We start from the raw sequence: 16032 nt of genomic DNA, 5'->3' as shown, positions 1-16032 counted from the left end.
CAAGGTGTGCTATCCTAGAGCTAAGCTCGGATAACTCTACCCCCGGAACCCCCGGGAGCTCTTTGTGGACCATGACCCGACACGCCTTGACCGTTCCCGTGCCGGGGGGCGAGCCCCCCCGCGAGTTTCGCATCTTCCCCTTCGGTCGCGTGGAGACGACCAAGGGGGTCTTTCTCTTTGACCAGGAGGCGGCCCGCCGGGTGATGCAGGCTTGGCGGGACTACGGCAACCGGCTTTCCATTGACTACGAGCACCAGGCCCTGGAGCCCGTGTCCAACGGCCCCGTCCCCGCCGCCGGGTGGTTTGACCTCGAGGTCCGGGAGGACGGCCTCTGGGCGGTGAACGTGGAGTGGACCCCGAGGGCTATGGAGCTTTTGCGCAACCGGGAGTACCGCTACTTCAGCCCCGCCTTCTACGTGGACGAGGAGGGGCGCATCGTGGAGCTCATCAACCTCGCCCTCACCAACCTCCCGGCCACCAAGTGCCTGGAGCCTCTGGTGGCGAAGGCGGTGGGGTTTGAGTCGGGTCCGGTCCACGAGGGCTCCTCCTGGGACGCGGACGCCGCCGTGGCCCGGGTCCGGCGCTGGGCCAGCCGGGACGGGAGCGGGGACAAGGAGACCATAGACTGGGCGAAGTACCGCAGGGCGTTTGCCTGGTACGATGCCCGGGACCCGGAAAACTTCGGCTCCTACAAGCTGCCCCACCACGACGTGGTGGACGGGAAGCTTGTGGTGCACAAAAGGGGGGTCTACGCCGCCGCCGCCGTTCTGCAAGGGGCGCGTGGTGGCGTGGACATCCCAGAGGCGGAGCTGGAGGCGGTCAAGCGGCACATCGCGGCCCACTACCACCAGTGGGGCGAGAAGGCCCCCTGGGAGCGGGAGGAGACCAGGAGGACGAGGATGGAGAAGGTTCTGAGGCTTTTAGGGCTTAGGGAGGACGCTGGCGAGGCCGAGGCCGAAGCGGTTCTCCGCAGGCTCATGGCGTTCCCGGAACGGGTCTTTGCCCTCACGGGGACGCGCCGGGAGGACGAGGCCGAGGCGGTGCTCCTGGCCTGGAAGCAGGCCCACGAGGAGCTGCCCCGGGTCCAGGAGCGGCTGGCCGCGCTGGAGGAGGAGCGGAGGAAGGAGCGGCTGGCCCGCCTCATTGAGCAGGGGAAGCGGGAGGGGAAGCTGACCCCGGCCATGCTCTCCTGGGCCGAGCAGCAGACCCCCGAGGCGCTGGAGGCGTTTTTGCGGGTGGCCCCCAGGGTGGTCCTTTCCAACGGGGCAGAGGAGCCCCCTGTGGGGCAGGAGGGGCTGGACTGGCACAAGCTCAGCCCCGCGCAGCGGGCTGAGCTGTACCGGGAAAACCCGGAGGTGTACCGGGCCCTACGCAAGCGGGCCCTGGGCTACTAGGAGGTAGAAGATGCCTGCAACGACTCGGGCCGATCTGATCATTCCGGAGGTTTTGGCGGACGCGGTGGCCGGGGCGTGGCCCAACCGCATTGCCCTCTACGGCACGGATGCGGTGGTGGAAAGCCGCACCCTACCCGGTGGGGTGCGCGGCGGGGACAAGGTGAAGGTGCCCTACTTCGGCATCCTGGGCGAGTTTGAGCGGGTGACTGAAGGAGCGCCCCTTACCGTTACCAAGCTCTCCATGACCTCGGAGGAGGCCGTGGTGCAGCGGGCGGGGAAGGCGTTTGAGGTCACCTCGTGGGCGCAGTTGGCCGCCATGTACGCCGACCCCTACGCCGAGGCTACCCGCCAGATCCTGGAAGGGGCCCGGCGGGAGTTTGACCGGGCCCTGGTGGAAGCCGCCAACAGCACCACGGGCGGGGGTGTGGCCACCCAGGATGCATCCACGGGCACCATCACCTACGACGCCCTCGTGGACGCCCTGGCCCAGTTTGGGGACGCTCAGGTGGACGTGGCCGCCGTCATTGTCCACTCCAAGGTGTTGGCGGACCTGCGCAAGCTCAAGGACACCACGGGCCAACCCATCTTCGTGGACGCCCAGCAGGGTGGGCTGCCCCGGGTGATGGGGCTTCCCCTCATCGTTTCCGACCGGGCCCCTGTCATTACGGGCACGCCCACCAAGTACGTGACCCTCATCGTGCGCCGTGGGGCCCTGGCCCTGTGGTACAACGGCACCCCCACCGTTGAGACCGACAAGGACATCCTGGCCGACTCCACGGTGGTGGCGGTGAACGTTTACTATGCCGCCCACCGCTATTCTCGCTTGCCGGGAAGCGACAAGCCCACGGTGGTGCGGCTTATCACCCAGTGAGGTAAGGGATGGGCTTGACGGCGTTCCGCCGCTGGCGCTACGGGGGGGAGGAGGAAGCTCAAGCCCTCTCCAGTCCCACCACCCCCCTCCCCGAGAACTTCCCGGGGCGGGCGCTTCTGCTCGGGGCGGGGTACGGCACCCTCGAGGCGGTGCGCTCGGCTTCGGACGAAGAGCTCCTGGCCATAAAGGGGCTCGGGCGCAAACTCCTGGAGCAGATCCGCGATGCCCTACGCTGAGCTGGCCGATCTGCGGGCGTTGGGGCTACCTTCCCAGGCGCTGGCCGGGGTGGATGCCGGGGACCAGTACGCGGCGCTTGAAGCTGCTTCGGCCCTGGTGGACTCCTACCTGCGGGTGCGGTACTCTTTGCCACTACGCTCGTGGGGGCGGGAGCTCGTGCGGGTGACGGCCATCATCGCCGCCTACGACCTCATGAGCCGGAGGGGGTACGACCCCACCCGGCCCGGGCAGGAGAACCTGCGCATGCGCTATGAGGACGCCATCCGCTGGCTGGAGGGGGTGGCCGCAGGGAAGGTGGACCCCGGGGTAGAGGACGCTACCCCCGAGGTTTCCTCCACCGCCATCCAGGCCGTGACCCGCGAGCGGAGGTGGCCGTGAGCGTACGGGGGGACTTTCGTGGCCTTTCCCGCCTCCTCCGGGCCCTGGACCGCCTCACCCGGCCCGGGGCCCTGCGGGAGGTCTCCCGCGCTGCGGCAGAAGGGGCCATGACGGCCCTGCAGGAGCGCTTCCGCACCGCCACGGACCCCTGGGGCCGTCCCTGGCGGCCTTCTCTCCGGGCTCAGCTGGAGGGGGGGCAGACCCTCTCGGACACGGGCCGCCTGCGCCGCTCCTTCAGCGTCCAGAACGTCACCGCTCGGGGGTTCGCCATCGGGACCAACGTGCGCTACGCCGCCCCCCACCAGTTCGGGGCGGTGATCCGCCCCCGCCGGGCCAGGTGGCTCCGCTTCCGCCTGGCCGGGGGGCGTGGAGTGCGGAAGGGTGGGAGGGGGCGGTGGGTCACCGCTAGCCAGGTGGTGCTCCCCGCCCGGCCCTTCTTCCCCGAGGGGTACGACCTCGGGGAGTACACCGAGCGCATGCGCGAGGCCATCGCCGCGTGGTTGGAGGCCGAGCTGTGATCGCGGAGTTCATCCAGGTCCTCGCCCAGGAGCTTCCCGCCGTGCCCATCTACGTGGGGCTCGCCGGGCTGGACGAGCACGCCCACCCGCCCCGTCTGGTGGTGGTGCCCGAGCGGGAGACCCTGGAGGCCTCCACCCAGTACACCTTCCCCGCGCCCACAGGCCGCCCCCTCTACGCCCGGCGGGTGCGCCTCTCCCTCTACCTCTGGGCCAGCGCCTACTCGGACGTGGAGGGGATGCTGGCGGAGGTCCTCACCGCGTTGCGGAAGCGGCTTGGGACCCTCGCCCAGCCGCGGGACGGGGAGTGGGTGGAGGGGGGAGCCATCGCCCTGGGGGTGGCCTACCGGCTGGGCCTCGAGGTGGTGGCCCCGGTGGAAGAGCAGGAGCAGTACGTGGTCCTGGAGCAGTTAGCCATGCAGTGCGGAGGTTGAGTATGCCTAGGAAGGACGAGACCCAAGAGGTTCAGGAAGAGCCCCGGCGCCCCTACGAGGAGTGGGCTAGGGAGCTCGGCACCCCAGGGTGGCTCCTCGCCGCCGCCAAGACGAAGGCGGGATGGGCCCTGGGGCAGGAGGTGACCCGCAAGGAGTACGAGGCTGCCCTTGAGGCGGCCCAGGGGGAGGTGATCAGGAATGGCTAACCTGCCCGGCGTGACCATAAACGTCCAGGACGGCAACCTGGGCGTCCTCCCGGCCCTGGGAGAGGGCGTGCACGTCAAGATCGGCGTGGCGAGCCAGGGGCCCGTGAACGAGGTGGTGGCTGTCTCCGACACCAAGCGGGCCAAAGAGGTCTTCGGCTCCGGCCCCCTCCTGGAGGCCATCGGCGTGGCCTTCGCCCAGGGGGCGGGGGCCATCTACGCCGTCCGGGTCAACGCCAGCGTGGCCGGCACCGTGGGCACCATCAGCAAAACGGGCACGGGCACGGGTACCCTGGCGGCAAGCGGTAGCCCCCTGGACGCTTACGAGGTGGTGGTGCGCATCACCCGCACCGGGGCCAGGGGGACTGCCGCCTTCGTCTACTCCTTGGACGGCGGAGATAACTGGAGCCCGGAAATCGCCGTGCCCTCTGGGGGCACCTACACCCTGCCCGGCACGGGGCTCACCCTCACCTTCACCAACGGCGCCACCGAACCCTCTTTTGTCCAGGGGGACGAGTTCCGCTTTACCACCACCGCCCCCGGCTATAGCCTGACCGACCTGAACAACGCCCTGAACGCCCTTTTTGCCCAAGCCCAACTCCGCTACCAGTTCGTGCACGTGGTGGGGGCGGCTACCCCCACCGTGGCCGCGGCGGTGGACGCCCGGATGACTGAGGCGGCCACGCAGCACCGCTACATCTGGGCTATTCTGGACGCCGAGGACAAGTCGGACAGCCAGCTCCGCACTGACTGGGCCAGCTTCGCTTCCACGCGGGTGGGCGTGGGGGCTGGGTACGCCGAAATCGCCAGCCCCATCACCGGGCGGGTGCACCGCAGACCCATCTCCTGGCTATGGGCTGGGCGCAGGGCCGCCCGCCCGGCCCAGGAGGACGTGGGCCGGGTGGCCTCGGGGCCTTTGGTGGGCGTGGTCCGGCTCCACCGGGACGAGTACGTGACCCCTGGCCTAGACGAGGCCCGCTTCACCACGGCCCGCACCTACCCCGCCTACGCGGGGTACTACCTCACCCAGGGCCGCCTCATGGCCCCGCCGGGCTCCGATTTTGAGCTGGACCAGTACCGCTCCGTGATGGACCTGGCCTGCACCGTGGCGTACCAGGCGGGGCTTAGGTTCGTGAACGAGTCCATCCGCGTGGACCCCGCCACGGGGGGCATCGCCGAGCGGGACGCGGTGCGGGTGGAAGGGTACATCGCGGGGATGCTCAGAGCGGCTCTGAAGGGGAAGGTGAGCGAGATAGAGGGCCAGCCCGCCGTACGGGTGACGGTGGACCGCACGGAGAACATCCTCTCTTCCCGCCGCCTCCCCGTGTCCATCGCCATCATCCCTCTGGGCTACGCCAAGTTCATCAGCGTGGAGATCGGGTTTGAGAACCCGGCGCTGAAGGTGGGGTGATCTGAATGGAGGTCAGGAACACCAAGCTCTACGACTTCTCCTCGGTGGAGCTCATAATTGACGGGGAGACCATCCCTGTGGACGCCGAGGTGGAGTACAGCGTCCCCGAGGTCCAGGAAGAGTACCTCTACAAGGGGGGCAAGCCGGTGGCCCGCACCCCGGGCATGGTGGAGCCCGTAGAGGTCACGGTAAAGCTTCCCAAGGACATCTACGACCAACTCTTGGACCGGTGGGGGAACGGCTTCCAGGACAAGGAGGTGGACATCCAGGTGGTCTACGCCGGGACGGACGGGCAGACCACCGTGGACTTCATCCGCGCATTCCGGCCCACGGGCGGCGGCAGCGTGAGCGTGTCTAAGGGGGCTGAGCCGGTGATGGTGGAGCTCAAGGGGAAGGCCCTCGAGGTCCTGCCCCGGTCCAAGGCCCCCTTCCGGGCCAAGTGAGGAGGGGTAGATGCCTGAGCTGAAACCCGCAGACGAGCAGGACCTCCTCCTGGAGCACGGGGAGGTCTACGTGGCCGAGGGGCGCTGGGGGCGAGCGTACTTCCGCCCTCCCCAGGAGCCCGAGTACAGCCGCTTTGTGGCCACCGCCGCCCGTGAGGGGGCGAACCTCTACGCGGCGCAGAAGACTCTGGTCCTGGACTGCCTCCTGAAGCCCTCCAGGGCTGAGTTCGCCGAGATCGTTCGCCAGCGGCCTGGGCTCGTGCCGCGCATCGCCGCCGACCTCATCGCCCTGGCCCAGGACGAGGAGGCCCGGTTTCTGGCGCCGCTCGGTTGAGGTCTACGAGCGGATTCTGAAAGAGCGGAACGTGGCCCTGGCCGCCAAGTGCCTCTTAGCCTACCGCAGGGGGGAGCGCTCCCCGGAGGCGGCGGCCGGGGCCATGCTGGAGGCCGCGAGCCACCTGGCCCTCATCCCCGACCAACGTGGATAACCGCTTCCAATGGATCTTTGAGCTTCGCGCCCAGGTGGCTGGGCTCACCGCCGCCGTCAGGCAGGTGCGGGAGTTCCAGCGGGCGGTGGTGGGGGCTACCTCCGCCGCCCGCGCGGCCAGCGCGGGCATGGCCCGCCAGTTCGGCAGCGCCGCCCTCGCCGCTCGGGGGCTGAGCTACGCCCTGGCCGGAGTCGGGGCGGCCCGAGGAGGGTTCGCGGCCCTCGCCTCCGGGGCGGCCAGGGCCAGGGCGGAGATGGCCGCCCTCTCCTCCAGCGTTTTCAACCTCCGCAACCTCCTCATCGCCGGGACGGCGGGGTACGGGGCCAAGCTCGTCATAGACGCGGTTTCGTTTAAGGAGAACACCCTCATCGCCTTCCAGACGCTTTTGGGCAGCCGCGAGGAGGCGGAGCGGATGATGCGGGAGGCGGTCAGGTTCGCCGCCGCCACCCCCTTTGAGACCCGGGACGTGGTGGACGCCTACCAGCGCCTCCTCACCGCCGGGTTCAAGCCCGTGGAGATCCCCGTAGTCCTGAAGGGCGTTGGGGACCTGGCGGCCCTCAAGGGGTTCAGCAAGGAGATCATTGACCGCGTCCTCCTCGCCTTCACGCAGATTAAAAGTAGACAGAGGTTGCAAGGCGAGGAGCTAAACCAGCTGGCCGAAGCTGGGGTGCCCCTGGGCAAGGTCTACGAGGTGCTGGCTAGGCGGCTCGGGGTAACGGTGGAGCAGGTCCAGAAGCTGCAGGAGGCCGGGCGCATCTCCGCCGACCTGGGCATCGTGGCCGTCATGGAGGCCCTACGCGACTCCGTGTCCGGGGGGGAGCTCGGGAGGCTGATGAAGCTCCTGGCGAGCCAGTCCATCACGGGCCTCTGGTCCACGCTCCGCTCCCGCTCCCTGGACCTGTTCATGGACATCAACCCCGCCCCCGTTCGGGGCCTGTTGCAGAACCTCGTGACCCTCACGGACCCCGAGGGACGAGTCGGGGCCCGGCTGAAGGCCATGCTGGAGCGCTACATCGGCGGGGCGTTTAGGAGCGTGTTTGGTAGCCTCGCCGACGCCACCGACCCCTCGAGGGCCGAAGCCAACCTGAACCGCTTCCTGGACAGCGTGGAGCGCACGATTACCCAGGTGAGCCTGGCGTGGCAGCGCATCCGCCCCGCCATCGTGGAGACGTGGCGCGGGGTCATGGACGGCATCCGAGCCGCTCAAAGCGTGGCCCAAACCGTGGCCCCCGTTCTAAACGCCGTGGCCCAAGCGCTAGGGGGCACTGCGGGCGGCATGGAGGCTTCCACCGCTTCTGGCTTCCGGCTCATCGGCATGGGCATCGCCTTGGCCGGAGCGTGGCGGCTTCTCAACCTCCTCACCCTGGGCATGGCGGGAAGCGTGGTGCGCTGGGGTGGGCTATCGGTGCTGTGGTTTGGCCGTGTGGCGTTGGCCGCCATGCGCTACGCCGTGGCCCACCGAGCCACCATGATGGCCGCGGCTTCCAGCATGGGGCCCATGCTGGCTCGCTTGGGCATGGGGGCGCTGACCATCCTCCGGCTGGCCACCCCCTGGGGGCTGGTGGCTACGGCGGCGGCGTTTGCCGTGGGCTACATCATCCGCAACTGGGACAAGATCAGGGGATTCTTCGCTAACCTCTGGACGTCCGTCTCCGGCGCGGCCTCGGCGACCTGGCAGAGGATCGCGGCCTGGGCGAGCGGGGCGTGGTCCTCCGTGGTGGCGGCGGTTTCCGGGGCGTGGGGGAGGATCACCGAGGCCGTCTCAAACGCCTGGGCCGCCCTCCGCGAGCGCGTTTCTAGCGCCGCGGGGAGGGTGCGGACAGCCCTCTCGTCCCTCTACCGGGGAGTGGTGGAGTGGTTCAGGGGCCTCCCGGGCCGCATCGCGGAGGCCGTGCGTGGGGCGGGGGGCCGCTTTGTGGAGGGGTTGAAGTCGGTGGTGCGCTCTGTGCCAGGCGGTGACCTGATCCTGAAGGGGCTGGAAGTGGCGGGAAGTGCGGTCCGCCAGACCTACGAGTGGGGGAAGCGCATCGCCGGGGCCATCGGCCAGGGGGCCCGGGATGCGCTGGGTATCCGTTCCCCGAGCCGGGAGTTCTACCGCATCGGCTTGGCGGCGGTGGCGGGGCTCGGCCTTGGTCTGGGCCAAACAGGACCGGTGGAGCAGGCTGTAACCCAGCTTGTTCGTGCGACTCGTGTTCAACTTGCCCCCCAGGTCCAAGCTCCCCAAGTCCAGATTCCTCAAATCCAGGTTCCTCAGGTCCAGGTTCCAATCCGGGTTCCTCAGATCCAACCCCCCAAACTCCAAGCTCCTCACGCTCTAGCCCCGCAGAGAGTTGTTTCGCCCATGAACGCTGCCCCCACAACCGTGCACATCCACATCAACGGGGCTGGCGACCCTCGGGCCATCGCCCGAGAGGTGGTGGAGGCGTTGGACGACTGGAGCGCGGGGCGCATCGTGGTACGGGGGCTGGAGCTCCTAGCCTCGGAGGTGGGCCATGACGCATGACGAGCTCGTCATCGTGGGCCCTAGCCGCTGGCGCATCGCCCCTGACCCCCGAGCAGACATCGTGGGCCAGGTGCGGGTGAGCGTGAGGGGCGGGGGCCTGCGCGAGTCCACTGTGGAGGTGCCGGGGCAGGACGGGGTGGTGTCCACGAAGCTCGGCTATTCCCCGGCGGAGGTCACGGTGGAGGTACGCGTGGCCGACTTCGGCCAGCTAGACCGCATCCGGCGCTTCGCCGAGGTCTACCGCAACCGGCGCGGGGCGGAGAAGCACACCCCCGTCCAGCTCGTCCACCCCGCCACGCACCGCTGGGGCATCCGGGAGGTCTACCTGGTGGACCTGGAGGAGGCCCCCCTGGACTGGAGGGAGGGGTATCGGCTCACCCTCCGCTTCCAGGAGTGGTGGCCGGAGACGAAGACGAAGAAGGCCACCAAACAGCAGGGAGGCGGCGCCGGAGGCGGGGACGGGCTCCTCGGCCAGGGCGTGAGCGTCCTGGAGGTGGACCGCCCCTCTAAGTCCCCCCCGCCGCCTAAGAGGTAGCTATGGCGAGCTTCATCCTTGGGAATGACCCCATCGCCACCGGAGAGGTGGTGCGGCCCTACCCCGGACGGGCCCACGCCACCCTCCTCCTCGGGGTCCCTCACGGGGAGCACTCCGTAACCGAAGGGGCGCGGGCGCCCCTGCGCCTTTTCCATGACGACGTGGAGCTCGTCCTCCATGGCACGCCCGTCCAGATCATGCGCACCCCGGAGGGCTGGCCCCTGGTGCGCTGGGTGGCCGGGGCGGGCGCCCTCCACCGCGTCCTGCGCCCCCGCTACTACCAGGGCGTGCCTGCCCGCCTGGTGGCGGAGGACGCCCTGAGGGAGGTGGGAGAGGAGCCCGGGGCGCTGGACCTGCCCAGCGTCCTCAGGGTCTGGGTCCGCCACGCCGAGAGCGCCTACCGGCTCCTCTGGCGGCTGGCGGAAAGGGAGGGGCGGGCGATCTACGTGGGCGAGGACGGAAAGGTCCACGCGGAGCGCCCCGAGTGGCCCAAGGGCCCCGAGGTGCCCGGGGCGAAAGCCCTCGGCCCCGGGGCGTACCTAGCCCCCCTGGACCTCTCCCTCCGCCCGGGCGCGGAGGCCACCCTCTGGCTAGGTGGGGTGCGGGTGCCCGTCCGGGTGAGCCGAATCGTCTATCGGCTGGAGAAGGCCACGATGGAGGTGTGGCGTGCGTGAGCGAGCCGTTCGCGCTCTGAAGGCCCTCGCCTACCCCGAGGGCATAGACTTCCTCGCCCTCTACCCGGCGGAGGTCCTCCTGGACCACGGGGACATGCACCTGGACCTCCGCCCGGACGACCCGCGCTTCCCTCACCTCGTCCGGGTGCCCCTGCGCGTGTTCCTCCCCGGGGCGTACGTGCGGGTCAAATCGGGTAGCCGGGTACTCCTCGGGTTTGAGGGGGGAAACCCTGAGCGCCCCGTGGCCTACCTGTGGGAGGCCGGGGGAACGGTGGTGGTAGAGATCCGTTCCGTGTCTGGCCGCCGGGTCCGGGTGGACGACGAAGCGGGAGAGATCCGGGTGGAGGACCCCGTCCGGGTCGTGGTGGACGCCCCCCGGGTGGAGCTCGCGGGCGGTGGCCCCCCTGTGGCCCGGGTGGGGGACCCGGTGCAGGTGGGGGGGGCTGTGGGTCAGATAATCGGCGGCAGTTCCAAGGTCTTTTCGGGGTGAACCATGACCGACTTCGGGACCGACATCACTGAAGAGCTGACCTGGCGCCGGGTCTCCGGCCTGGAGAACCTGGCCCGGGCCATCGCCCGCCGCTACATCACCCCGAGGGGGGCGCTCTGGTACGCCCCGGGGTACGGGCTGGACCTGCGGCGCTACCTCAACGAGGCCATGACCCCAGAGCTCCTGGAGGAGATGCGCATCCTGGTGGAGCAGGAGGCCGAGAAGGACACCCGGGTGCGCTTCGCCGAGGCCAGCGTGGCCCCAGAACCGGGCCACCGCGTGCGGGTGGCCCTGCGCTTGGAGACGGACCAAGGGCCCTTTGACCTGGTCCTCAGCGTGGACCGGGTGAGCGTGGAGGTGCTGGATGCCTACCCTGGATGAGCTCCTGACCCCGCCCTCGCGAGACCAAATCCGCCAGCGCCTCATAGAGGCCCTGCGGGACATGGGTTTCCCCCTCAACGATTTCAACCCAGGTGCGGTGGGGCGGCACGTGGCCGTGGAAGCCCCGGCCCTGGGGCTGGAGGACCTGTGGCGCATGGTGGCGGCCATCGCTCGGGGGGGCTACCTCTCCACCGCGTCCGGCCCGTGGCTGGACCTCCTGGCAGAGGAGTTCTATGCTCTCAAGAGGAAGCCCGCCGCCTTCGCCCGTGGCGTGGTGCGCCTTTCCGCCCTGCCGGGGTTCGGTCCCTACGAGATCGGCCCCGGAGACCTTTGGGTGGGGACGGCGGACGGGAAGCGCTACAGCAACATCACGGGCGGCACCCTCCCCCAAGGGGGCACCCTGGACCTCATCGTCCAGGCGGAGTCCCCTGGGGCACTTTTCAATGTTCCGGACGGGGCCATCACCGTCCTCCACACCCCCCTGCCGGGAGTGAGCGTGGTGAATCCCACGGGGTGGCTCGTGGAGGCGGGGGCGGACGAGGAGACGGACGAGGAGCTACGGGCCAGGTGCCGGGCGCGCTGGGCGGAGCTCGGGGGCGGGGCCACGAAAGCGGCCTACGAGTTCTGGGCCCTCACCGCCCATCCTGCGGTAACCAAGGTGCGGGTGCTGGACGACCACCCCAGGGGTCAGGGGACTGTGGACGTGGTCATCTGGGGGGAGGGGGGTATCGGGAGCGAGGTGGTGGGCGTCGTGGACGCCTATGTCCAGGCCCGCAGGCCGCTCACGGCGAACGTCCTGGTCTACGCCGCTACCCCGCGCGTGGTGGCCCTCTCAGGCGTGGTCTACGCCGTTCCTGGGGCCCTCACCCAGGCTCGGGCGGCGGTGGACCGGGAACTCGCCGCCATGCAAAGGGAGGTTCCGATCGGTGGCATCCTCTACCGCAGCCGGATCATTGAAGCTCTCTTCGCCCGTCCCCATGTGACCAATGTGGTGCTCTCCAGCCCCACCGGAGACATCGCCCTGGGGGCCACAGAGGCCCTGGTGCTGGACGCTAGCGGGATCAGCTACGAGGAGGCGGCATGAGCTACGAGGAGTGGATGGAGAAGGCCCAACCCCCCTGGCTCCAAAACGAGGCGGGGCGGCGCTGGGCCAGGGCGCTCGGGCGCGTCCTGGACGGGGCAGTGGACGGAGCACGGGACGCCGTGCTGGCCCGTTACCCCAGCTATGCCCCTGAGGACGCCCTAAACCTCGTTGGGGAGGGACGGGCTATAGCCCGCTTTGGAGGGGAGTTAGAAACCGCGTATCGCGAACGCCTGCGGCAGGCGTTCACGTTTTGGTCGCTTGTCGGCACCTTCCCCGGCGTCCTCCTCTGGCTGGACACGGCAGGTTATGACGCCTACGTCTACGAGCACTTCCGCGATGACCCTTCCATCTGGGCGGAGTTCTCCGTCTGGCTCTGGCCTAAAATCGCCGCCTACACCACCGACCGCTGGGACGACGGGGAGGGGGTGTGGGACGACGGCACCCCCTGGGACTACGCCCTGGCCTCCACGGAGCTCTCCCGCATCCCCGCCCTCCTTAAAGAGGTGAAGCCCGCCCACGCCCGGGTGCGGCGGGTCTACTACATCCCCGGCCCCACGGACGCTTGGGACGACGGGGGGGTCTGGGACGACGGGGGCGTGTGGAGCCCCGAGCCCATACAGGTGGTCTGAAGGAGGGAGTATGCCGAAGAACCTGACGCCGCAAGACCAGTGGGAGACGGACTTCCAGGTGCCCATCCCTGGGGAGCCGAGGAACATTGGGCCGCTGGAGCTGCTGTTCCAGCGGCTCCTCAACCGCACCGAGCGGCTTAAAGGCCGCATCGCCGAGATCCTGGGCCTCCCCTGGGACGCCGCGCCGCCCGACACCCTGAGCGGCCTCCACAGCCGGGTGCAAACTCTAGAGACTGCTCAGGGCGGCACGACCCTCTCTGCCCACCGCACCGCTCCCGTGCTGGACCACCCGGACGGGAGCGTGACCGCCGCCAAGCTGGCGAGTGGGGCGGCAGCGGCAAACATGCAAGGCCCCGACCTGCAGTGGGGTGCTATTAGCTGGGATACCGTTACCAACCCGGGTTGGTACAGGGTTACCAGCGGCGGGTCAGGTGGAGGTGGGACGCCACCCCCAGCTAACGAACAGGACGGCTTCTTGATTGTTGCAAGAAGTGGGAACAGCGTTATACAAATGTTTATCCCGGCAGGAGCTTCTGACCCTCTGTCCTATGTGCGAAAACGTTCCAACACTTCCTGGGCTGCGTGGCGGATACAAGGCACAGATTTCAGGTATGCAGCGCTGGGTGCCACCGCTGGGTTTTCTGGACAGAGCAGCGTAAACCTTCTCTCGCTGTCTCTACCTGCTGGCATTTGGCTCATCATCGGGTGGACCACTCTATCCCATATAACTAGCGGAGACGTGAGCATCCACTACCAACGAGCCAGGCTGAATCTAATCTTCTCAGGCGGGGTTCAGTACCTTAATACTAGAGGTATCTGGGCAACGGCCCAGCCGACAACTTATGCGGACATACGCCCGGATGCTCATGTGTGGGCCATCTCGACTGGTGGCTCTGTGGTAACACTAAATCTAAGTGATATTCCCTTAACCGGAACAACGTACGTTAGTGGGAAAACATTCCTCTTCGCCATGCGATTGGCCTAGGAGGTGAACATGGTGATAGACTTGACTCCGATAGCTAAACAGCTTGGAGCACCAGTATCTCTTTATGGGGACTACATCACTCCCCCTGAGGCTTTGCTTTTTGCACAAAACGCATGGGTAGATCTAGTTCGGGCTACGGCTAGAAGCCTGCTATCGTCTTGGTCCAGAGCTCGCATGGAATCCCTTTTGCGTCAGCGGGACTACGCTATGAGCCCCCAAGAGCTAGAGCAGGCTACCGCATCTATCGCTCGTTTGCGAGACGCCTACCAACAGTGGATCTCGCAACTAGACGAGTGCAGAGAGGTACGGCAGATAAACGCCATTCTTGCAAAGGCAGCGGCGGAGATTGGGGTAGACTTCGAGCCCTACCCAGAAAAATGCCCCTGGCGAGCGGCGGACTAAGAGTGTGGGAACCCGGGCGCCCGTGGGGGGAGGTTCCGGCTAAGCCCAAGGGCATCAACTATTTACTGCATAACCACTCAACTTACTGCCCTAGAAGCATGACTGCACTCAGTTTACCTGGACCCCGCCCCGGTCCTGGCCCGGGCCACGGGGGAACACCGGTACGTGTGGGAACGGCTCATAGTCAATCTGACCCGCCCTGACCTCCCACAGGTGCGGGAACCCAATCCGGGAGAGGTGCGATGATGAAAGGAACGCTAGCAGGCGTTCTGGCAGTCCTGGCGGCTTTCGGCGCGGCGTTCGGCGTCCCCTCGGACGTGGCCCTGTGGTACCAGTCCCCCATCGCCCTAGCCGGGGTGGTGGCGGCGTTGGTGGCCCTGGTGCGCAAGCACGTGTGGCGGGCAGAGGGCCCCTGGGGCATCGCCCTTTCGGTAGCCCTGGCCATTGGGCTGAGCTACCTGGGGCATCTGGCCGGCCACCTCACGGCGGACTGGCTAGGGTTTGGGCTGGTGGCCGGGGCTATGGCGTCCGGCGGGGTGGACCTGGTGCGTTCCATCGCCCAGGGAGGAGGTGGCGGCGGTGCGCCCGCTAGCCCTGCTGGCAGCTCTAGTCCTGACGTGGAGCGTTCACGGCTACGCTAGCGGCCGTGCGGCGTGCCGGGTGGTCTACGGGCCGCCCCTCTGGGCGGTGTGCTACGCCGAAGCGGTCGTCTGGGCTCAGGGCCCGCTGGAGGTTGCTTTGGGGGTGGAAGGGCGCACCTGGCCTGAAGCGCAGGTAGCCCCGTACACCCTCATCGGCCTCTACTTAGAGGGGTGGTGGGCCACGCTGGAGGTGGCCCGCCCCCTCCTCGGGGCCTCGCCATGGCGGTGGGCCATTGGAGCTGGGGTGAGGTGGTGAGGATGCAGGAGGGACGAGCCTACGAGCGTTTGGAGGCGCTGGAGCGGACCACGGAGCGACACGGGGCGCTCATCATGGAGCTGACTCGCCGGATGGAAGCGGTGGAGGACATGCGGTCCGACCTCCACCGCGTGGAGCAGGCCATCGTCAGACTGGAGGGAAGACTGGAAACTCTGATGGCCCGCACCTCCACGTGGCAAACGCTGGTCTGGGCCATCCTCGGGCTTCTCCTTGGGGGGGTAATCGCGGCGGGGTTTGAGTTGTTCAAAAGGGGGTAAAGATGAGAGTCGTCCATCCATTCCGAATCCCCGGCAGAGCTCGGGTGGACGCTGGCTTCCTAGACCCCCGCTATCCCGAGTGGAGGAGAAAAGCCGGGCTTCCCCCGGCGGAGCACCCCGGCGTGGACTACAACCTGGTGGGCACCACGGGGGACGCCGACTACGGCTATCCCGTGGTGTCCGTGGCCATGGGGCGGGTGGCGCACGCCCGCGCCCACCGGGTCTGGGGCAACGTCGTCCTCATAGAGCACCCCACCCTGGCCCAGCTCCTGGGGCTCCCGTACCTCGCCACCCAGTACGCCCATCTCGCCTTCGTCGCCGTGGAGGAGGGGGACGTGGTGCTGGCGGGAGAGGCCATCGGGAGCGTGGGGAGAGGGGACCCTCGAGCCCCCTTTCTCGCCCACCTGCACTTTGAGGTGCGGCGGAAACCTCTCCCACCGGACTACTGGCCCGGGATGAACCGCAAGGCCATCGAGGAGGGCTATCTGGACCCCGTGGCCTTCCTCGCCACCCACGCCGAGCCGGAGCACCGCTACTGGTTCCCCGCCGGGACGCTGTACCTGCCCGCCGGGCAGTGGACCACGAAGAAGCCTGTAGTGGTGAACCTGGACGCCCTGGGCCTCGCCCGGGTGCGGCTGAACGAGTCTCCCCTGTAGCAGAGCTGTAGCAGAGCGCCAACCGGATAGTACCCCCACGTGCCAATCAGTGCCGATTCCTGACGCGACTTGCCGCGGTGCGCAGGGATTTTCGTGCGGATCGCACTCAGGAGGTCACGGGTTCGAGTCCCGTCGGCTCCACCA

The 16032-nt window shown here is 68.3% G+C and carries 22 protein-coding genes; all 22 read left to right on the top strand.

Annotated features, from left to right (window positions below; translation table 11 throughout):
• The first annotated feature begins 71 nt into the window (after positions 1-71).
• Positions 72-1394 (top strand): phage protease, encoded by a 1323-nt coding sequence (locus L0C60_RS11790; RefSeq protein WP_279231972.1) that lies wholly within the window; start codon positions 72-74, stop codon positions 1392-1394.
• Between the two features lie 10 nt (positions 1395-1404).
• Positions 1405-2265, top strand: a complete 861-nt coding sequence (locus L0C60_RS11785; RefSeq protein ID WP_243092843.1) for a phage major capsid protein — start codon at positions 1405-1407, stop codon at positions 2263-2265.
• 8 nt (positions 2266-2273) lie between these two features.
• A complete protein-coding gene (locus tag L0C60_RS11780) occupies positions 2274-2501 on the top strand; it encodes a helix-hairpin-helix domain-containing protein (protein ID WP_243092842.1) in 228 nt (75 codons plus the stop codon).
• Positions 2488-2880, top strand: a complete 393-nt coding sequence (locus L0C60_RS11775) for a DUF1320 domain-containing protein (protein ID WP_243092841.1) — start codon at positions 2488-2490, stop codon at positions 2878-2880. Before L0C60_RS11780 ends, L0C60_RS11775 begins: the two co-directional genes overlap by 14 nt.
• A complete protein-coding gene (locus L0C60_RS11770; protein ID WP_243092840.1) occupies positions 2877-3398 on the top strand; it encodes a phage virion morphogenesis family protein in 522 nt (173 codons plus the stop codon). Before L0C60_RS11775 ends, L0C60_RS11770 begins: the two co-directional genes overlap by 4 nt.
• Positions 3395-3829, top strand: coding sequence for a hypothetical protein (locus L0C60_RS11765; RefSeq protein WP_243092839.1), 435 nt, complete (start codon positions 3395-3397; stop codon positions 3827-3829). The genes L0C60_RS11770 and L0C60_RS11765 overlap by 4 nt, the downstream gene beginning before the upstream one ends.
• Positions 3830-3831: 2 nt before the next feature.
• Positions 3832-4035: a hypothetical protein gene (locus tag L0C60_RS11760; protein WP_071677406.1), complete on the top strand. Its 204-nt coding sequence runs from the start codon at positions 3832-3834 to the stop codon at positions 4033-4035.
• Positions 4036-4045: 10 nt separating this feature from the next.
• A complete protein-coding gene (locus L0C60_RS11755; RefSeq protein ID WP_243092838.1) occupies positions 4046-5443 on the top strand; it encodes a DUF2586 family protein in 1398 nt (465 codons plus the stop codon).
• A 5-nt stretch (positions 5444-5448) separates the two neighbouring features.
• The gene (locus L0C60_RS11750; RefSeq protein ID WP_243092837.1) at positions 5449-5886 is read left to right on the top strand and encodes a hypothetical protein; all 438 of its coding nucleotides are present in this window, start codon (positions 5449-5451) and stop codon (positions 5884-5886) included.
• A 10-nt stretch (positions 5887-5896) separates the two neighbouring features.
• Entirely contained in the window at positions 5897-6220 is a 324-nt protein-coding gene (locus L0C60_RS11745; RefSeq protein WP_243092836.1) for a hypothetical protein, read from the top strand.
• Between the two features lie 31 nt (positions 6221-6251).
• On the top strand, positions 6252-6374 hold the full coding sequence (locus tag L0C60_RS12855; RefSeq protein WP_276605787.1) for a hypothetical protein: 123 nt from the start codon (positions 6252-6254) through the stop codon (positions 6372-6374).
• Positions 6367-8877 carry a tape measure protein gene (locus L0C60_RS11740; RefSeq protein WP_243092835.1) on the top strand — a complete coding sequence of 837 codons (2511 nt, stop codon included), beginning with the start codon at positions 6367-6369 and terminating at the stop codon, positions 8875-8877. The genes L0C60_RS12855 and L0C60_RS11740 overlap by 8 nt, the downstream gene beginning before the upstream one ends.
• The gene (locus tag L0C60_RS11735) at positions 8867-9412 is read left to right on the top strand and encodes a hypothetical protein (RefSeq protein ID WP_243092834.1); all 546 of its coding nucleotides are present in this window, start codon (positions 8867-8869) and stop codon (positions 9410-9412) included. Before L0C60_RS11740 ends, L0C60_RS11735 begins: the two co-directional genes overlap by 11 nt.
• Before the next feature lie 2 nt (positions 9413-9414).
• On the top strand, positions 9415-10086 hold the full coding sequence (locus L0C60_RS11730) for a hypothetical protein (protein WP_243092833.1): 672 nt from the start codon (positions 9415-9417) through the stop codon (positions 10084-10086).
• Entirely contained in the window at positions 10079-10576 is a 498-nt protein-coding gene (locus tag L0C60_RS11725) for a PAAR domain-containing protein (protein ID WP_243092832.1), read from the top strand. Before L0C60_RS11730 ends, L0C60_RS11725 begins: the two co-directional genes overlap by 8 nt.
• A gap of 3 nt (positions 10577-10579) precedes the next feature.
• A complete protein-coding gene (locus tag L0C60_RS11720) occupies positions 10580-10957 on the top strand; it encodes a hypothetical protein (RefSeq protein ID WP_243092831.1) in 378 nt (125 codons plus the stop codon).
• On the top strand, positions 10941-12041 hold the full coding sequence (locus L0C60_RS11715) for a baseplate J/gp47 family protein (protein ID WP_243092830.1): 1101 nt from the start codon (positions 10941-10943) through the stop codon (positions 12039-12041). The genes L0C60_RS11720 and L0C60_RS11715 overlap by 17 nt, the downstream gene beginning before the upstream one ends.
• Positions 12038-12670, top strand: a complete 633-nt coding sequence (locus L0C60_RS11710) for a hypothetical protein (protein ID WP_243092829.1) — start codon at positions 12038-12040, stop codon at positions 12668-12670. The genes L0C60_RS11715 and L0C60_RS11710 overlap by 4 nt, the downstream gene beginning before the upstream one ends.
• 10 nt (positions 12671-12680) lie before the next feature.
• Positions 12681-13655 (top strand): pyocin knob domain-containing protein, encoded by a 975-nt coding sequence (locus L0C60_RS11705; RefSeq protein WP_243092828.1) that lies wholly within the window; start codon positions 12681-12683, stop codon positions 13653-13655.
• Between the two features lie 644 nt (positions 13656-14299).
• Positions 14300-14698 (top strand): hypothetical protein, encoded by a 399-nt coding sequence (locus L0C60_RS11700; protein ID WP_243092827.1) that lies wholly within the window; start codon positions 14300-14302, stop codon positions 14696-14698.
• Between the two features lie 258 nt (positions 14699-14956).
• The gene (locus L0C60_RS11695; protein ID WP_243092826.1) at positions 14957-15232 is read left to right on the top strand and encodes a hypothetical protein; all 276 of its coding nucleotides are present in this window, start codon (positions 14957-14959) and stop codon (positions 15230-15232) included.
• A 44-nt stretch (positions 15233-15276) separates the two neighbouring features.
• Complete coding sequence (locus tag L0C60_RS11690) at positions 15277-15888, top strand: M23 family metallopeptidase (RefSeq protein WP_243092825.1); 612 nt, start codon at positions 15277-15279, stop codon at positions 15886-15888.
• The last annotated feature ends 144 nt before the right edge of the window (positions 15889-16032 follow it).

Origin of the sequence: Thermus hydrothermalis, from assembly GCF_022760925.1 — a bacterium.
Taxonomy (GTDB): Bacteria; Deinococcota; Deinococci; order Deinococcales; family Thermaceae; genus Thermus; species Thermus hydrothermalis.
This window is presented reverse-complemented; position numbering and strand designations above follow the sequence as displayed.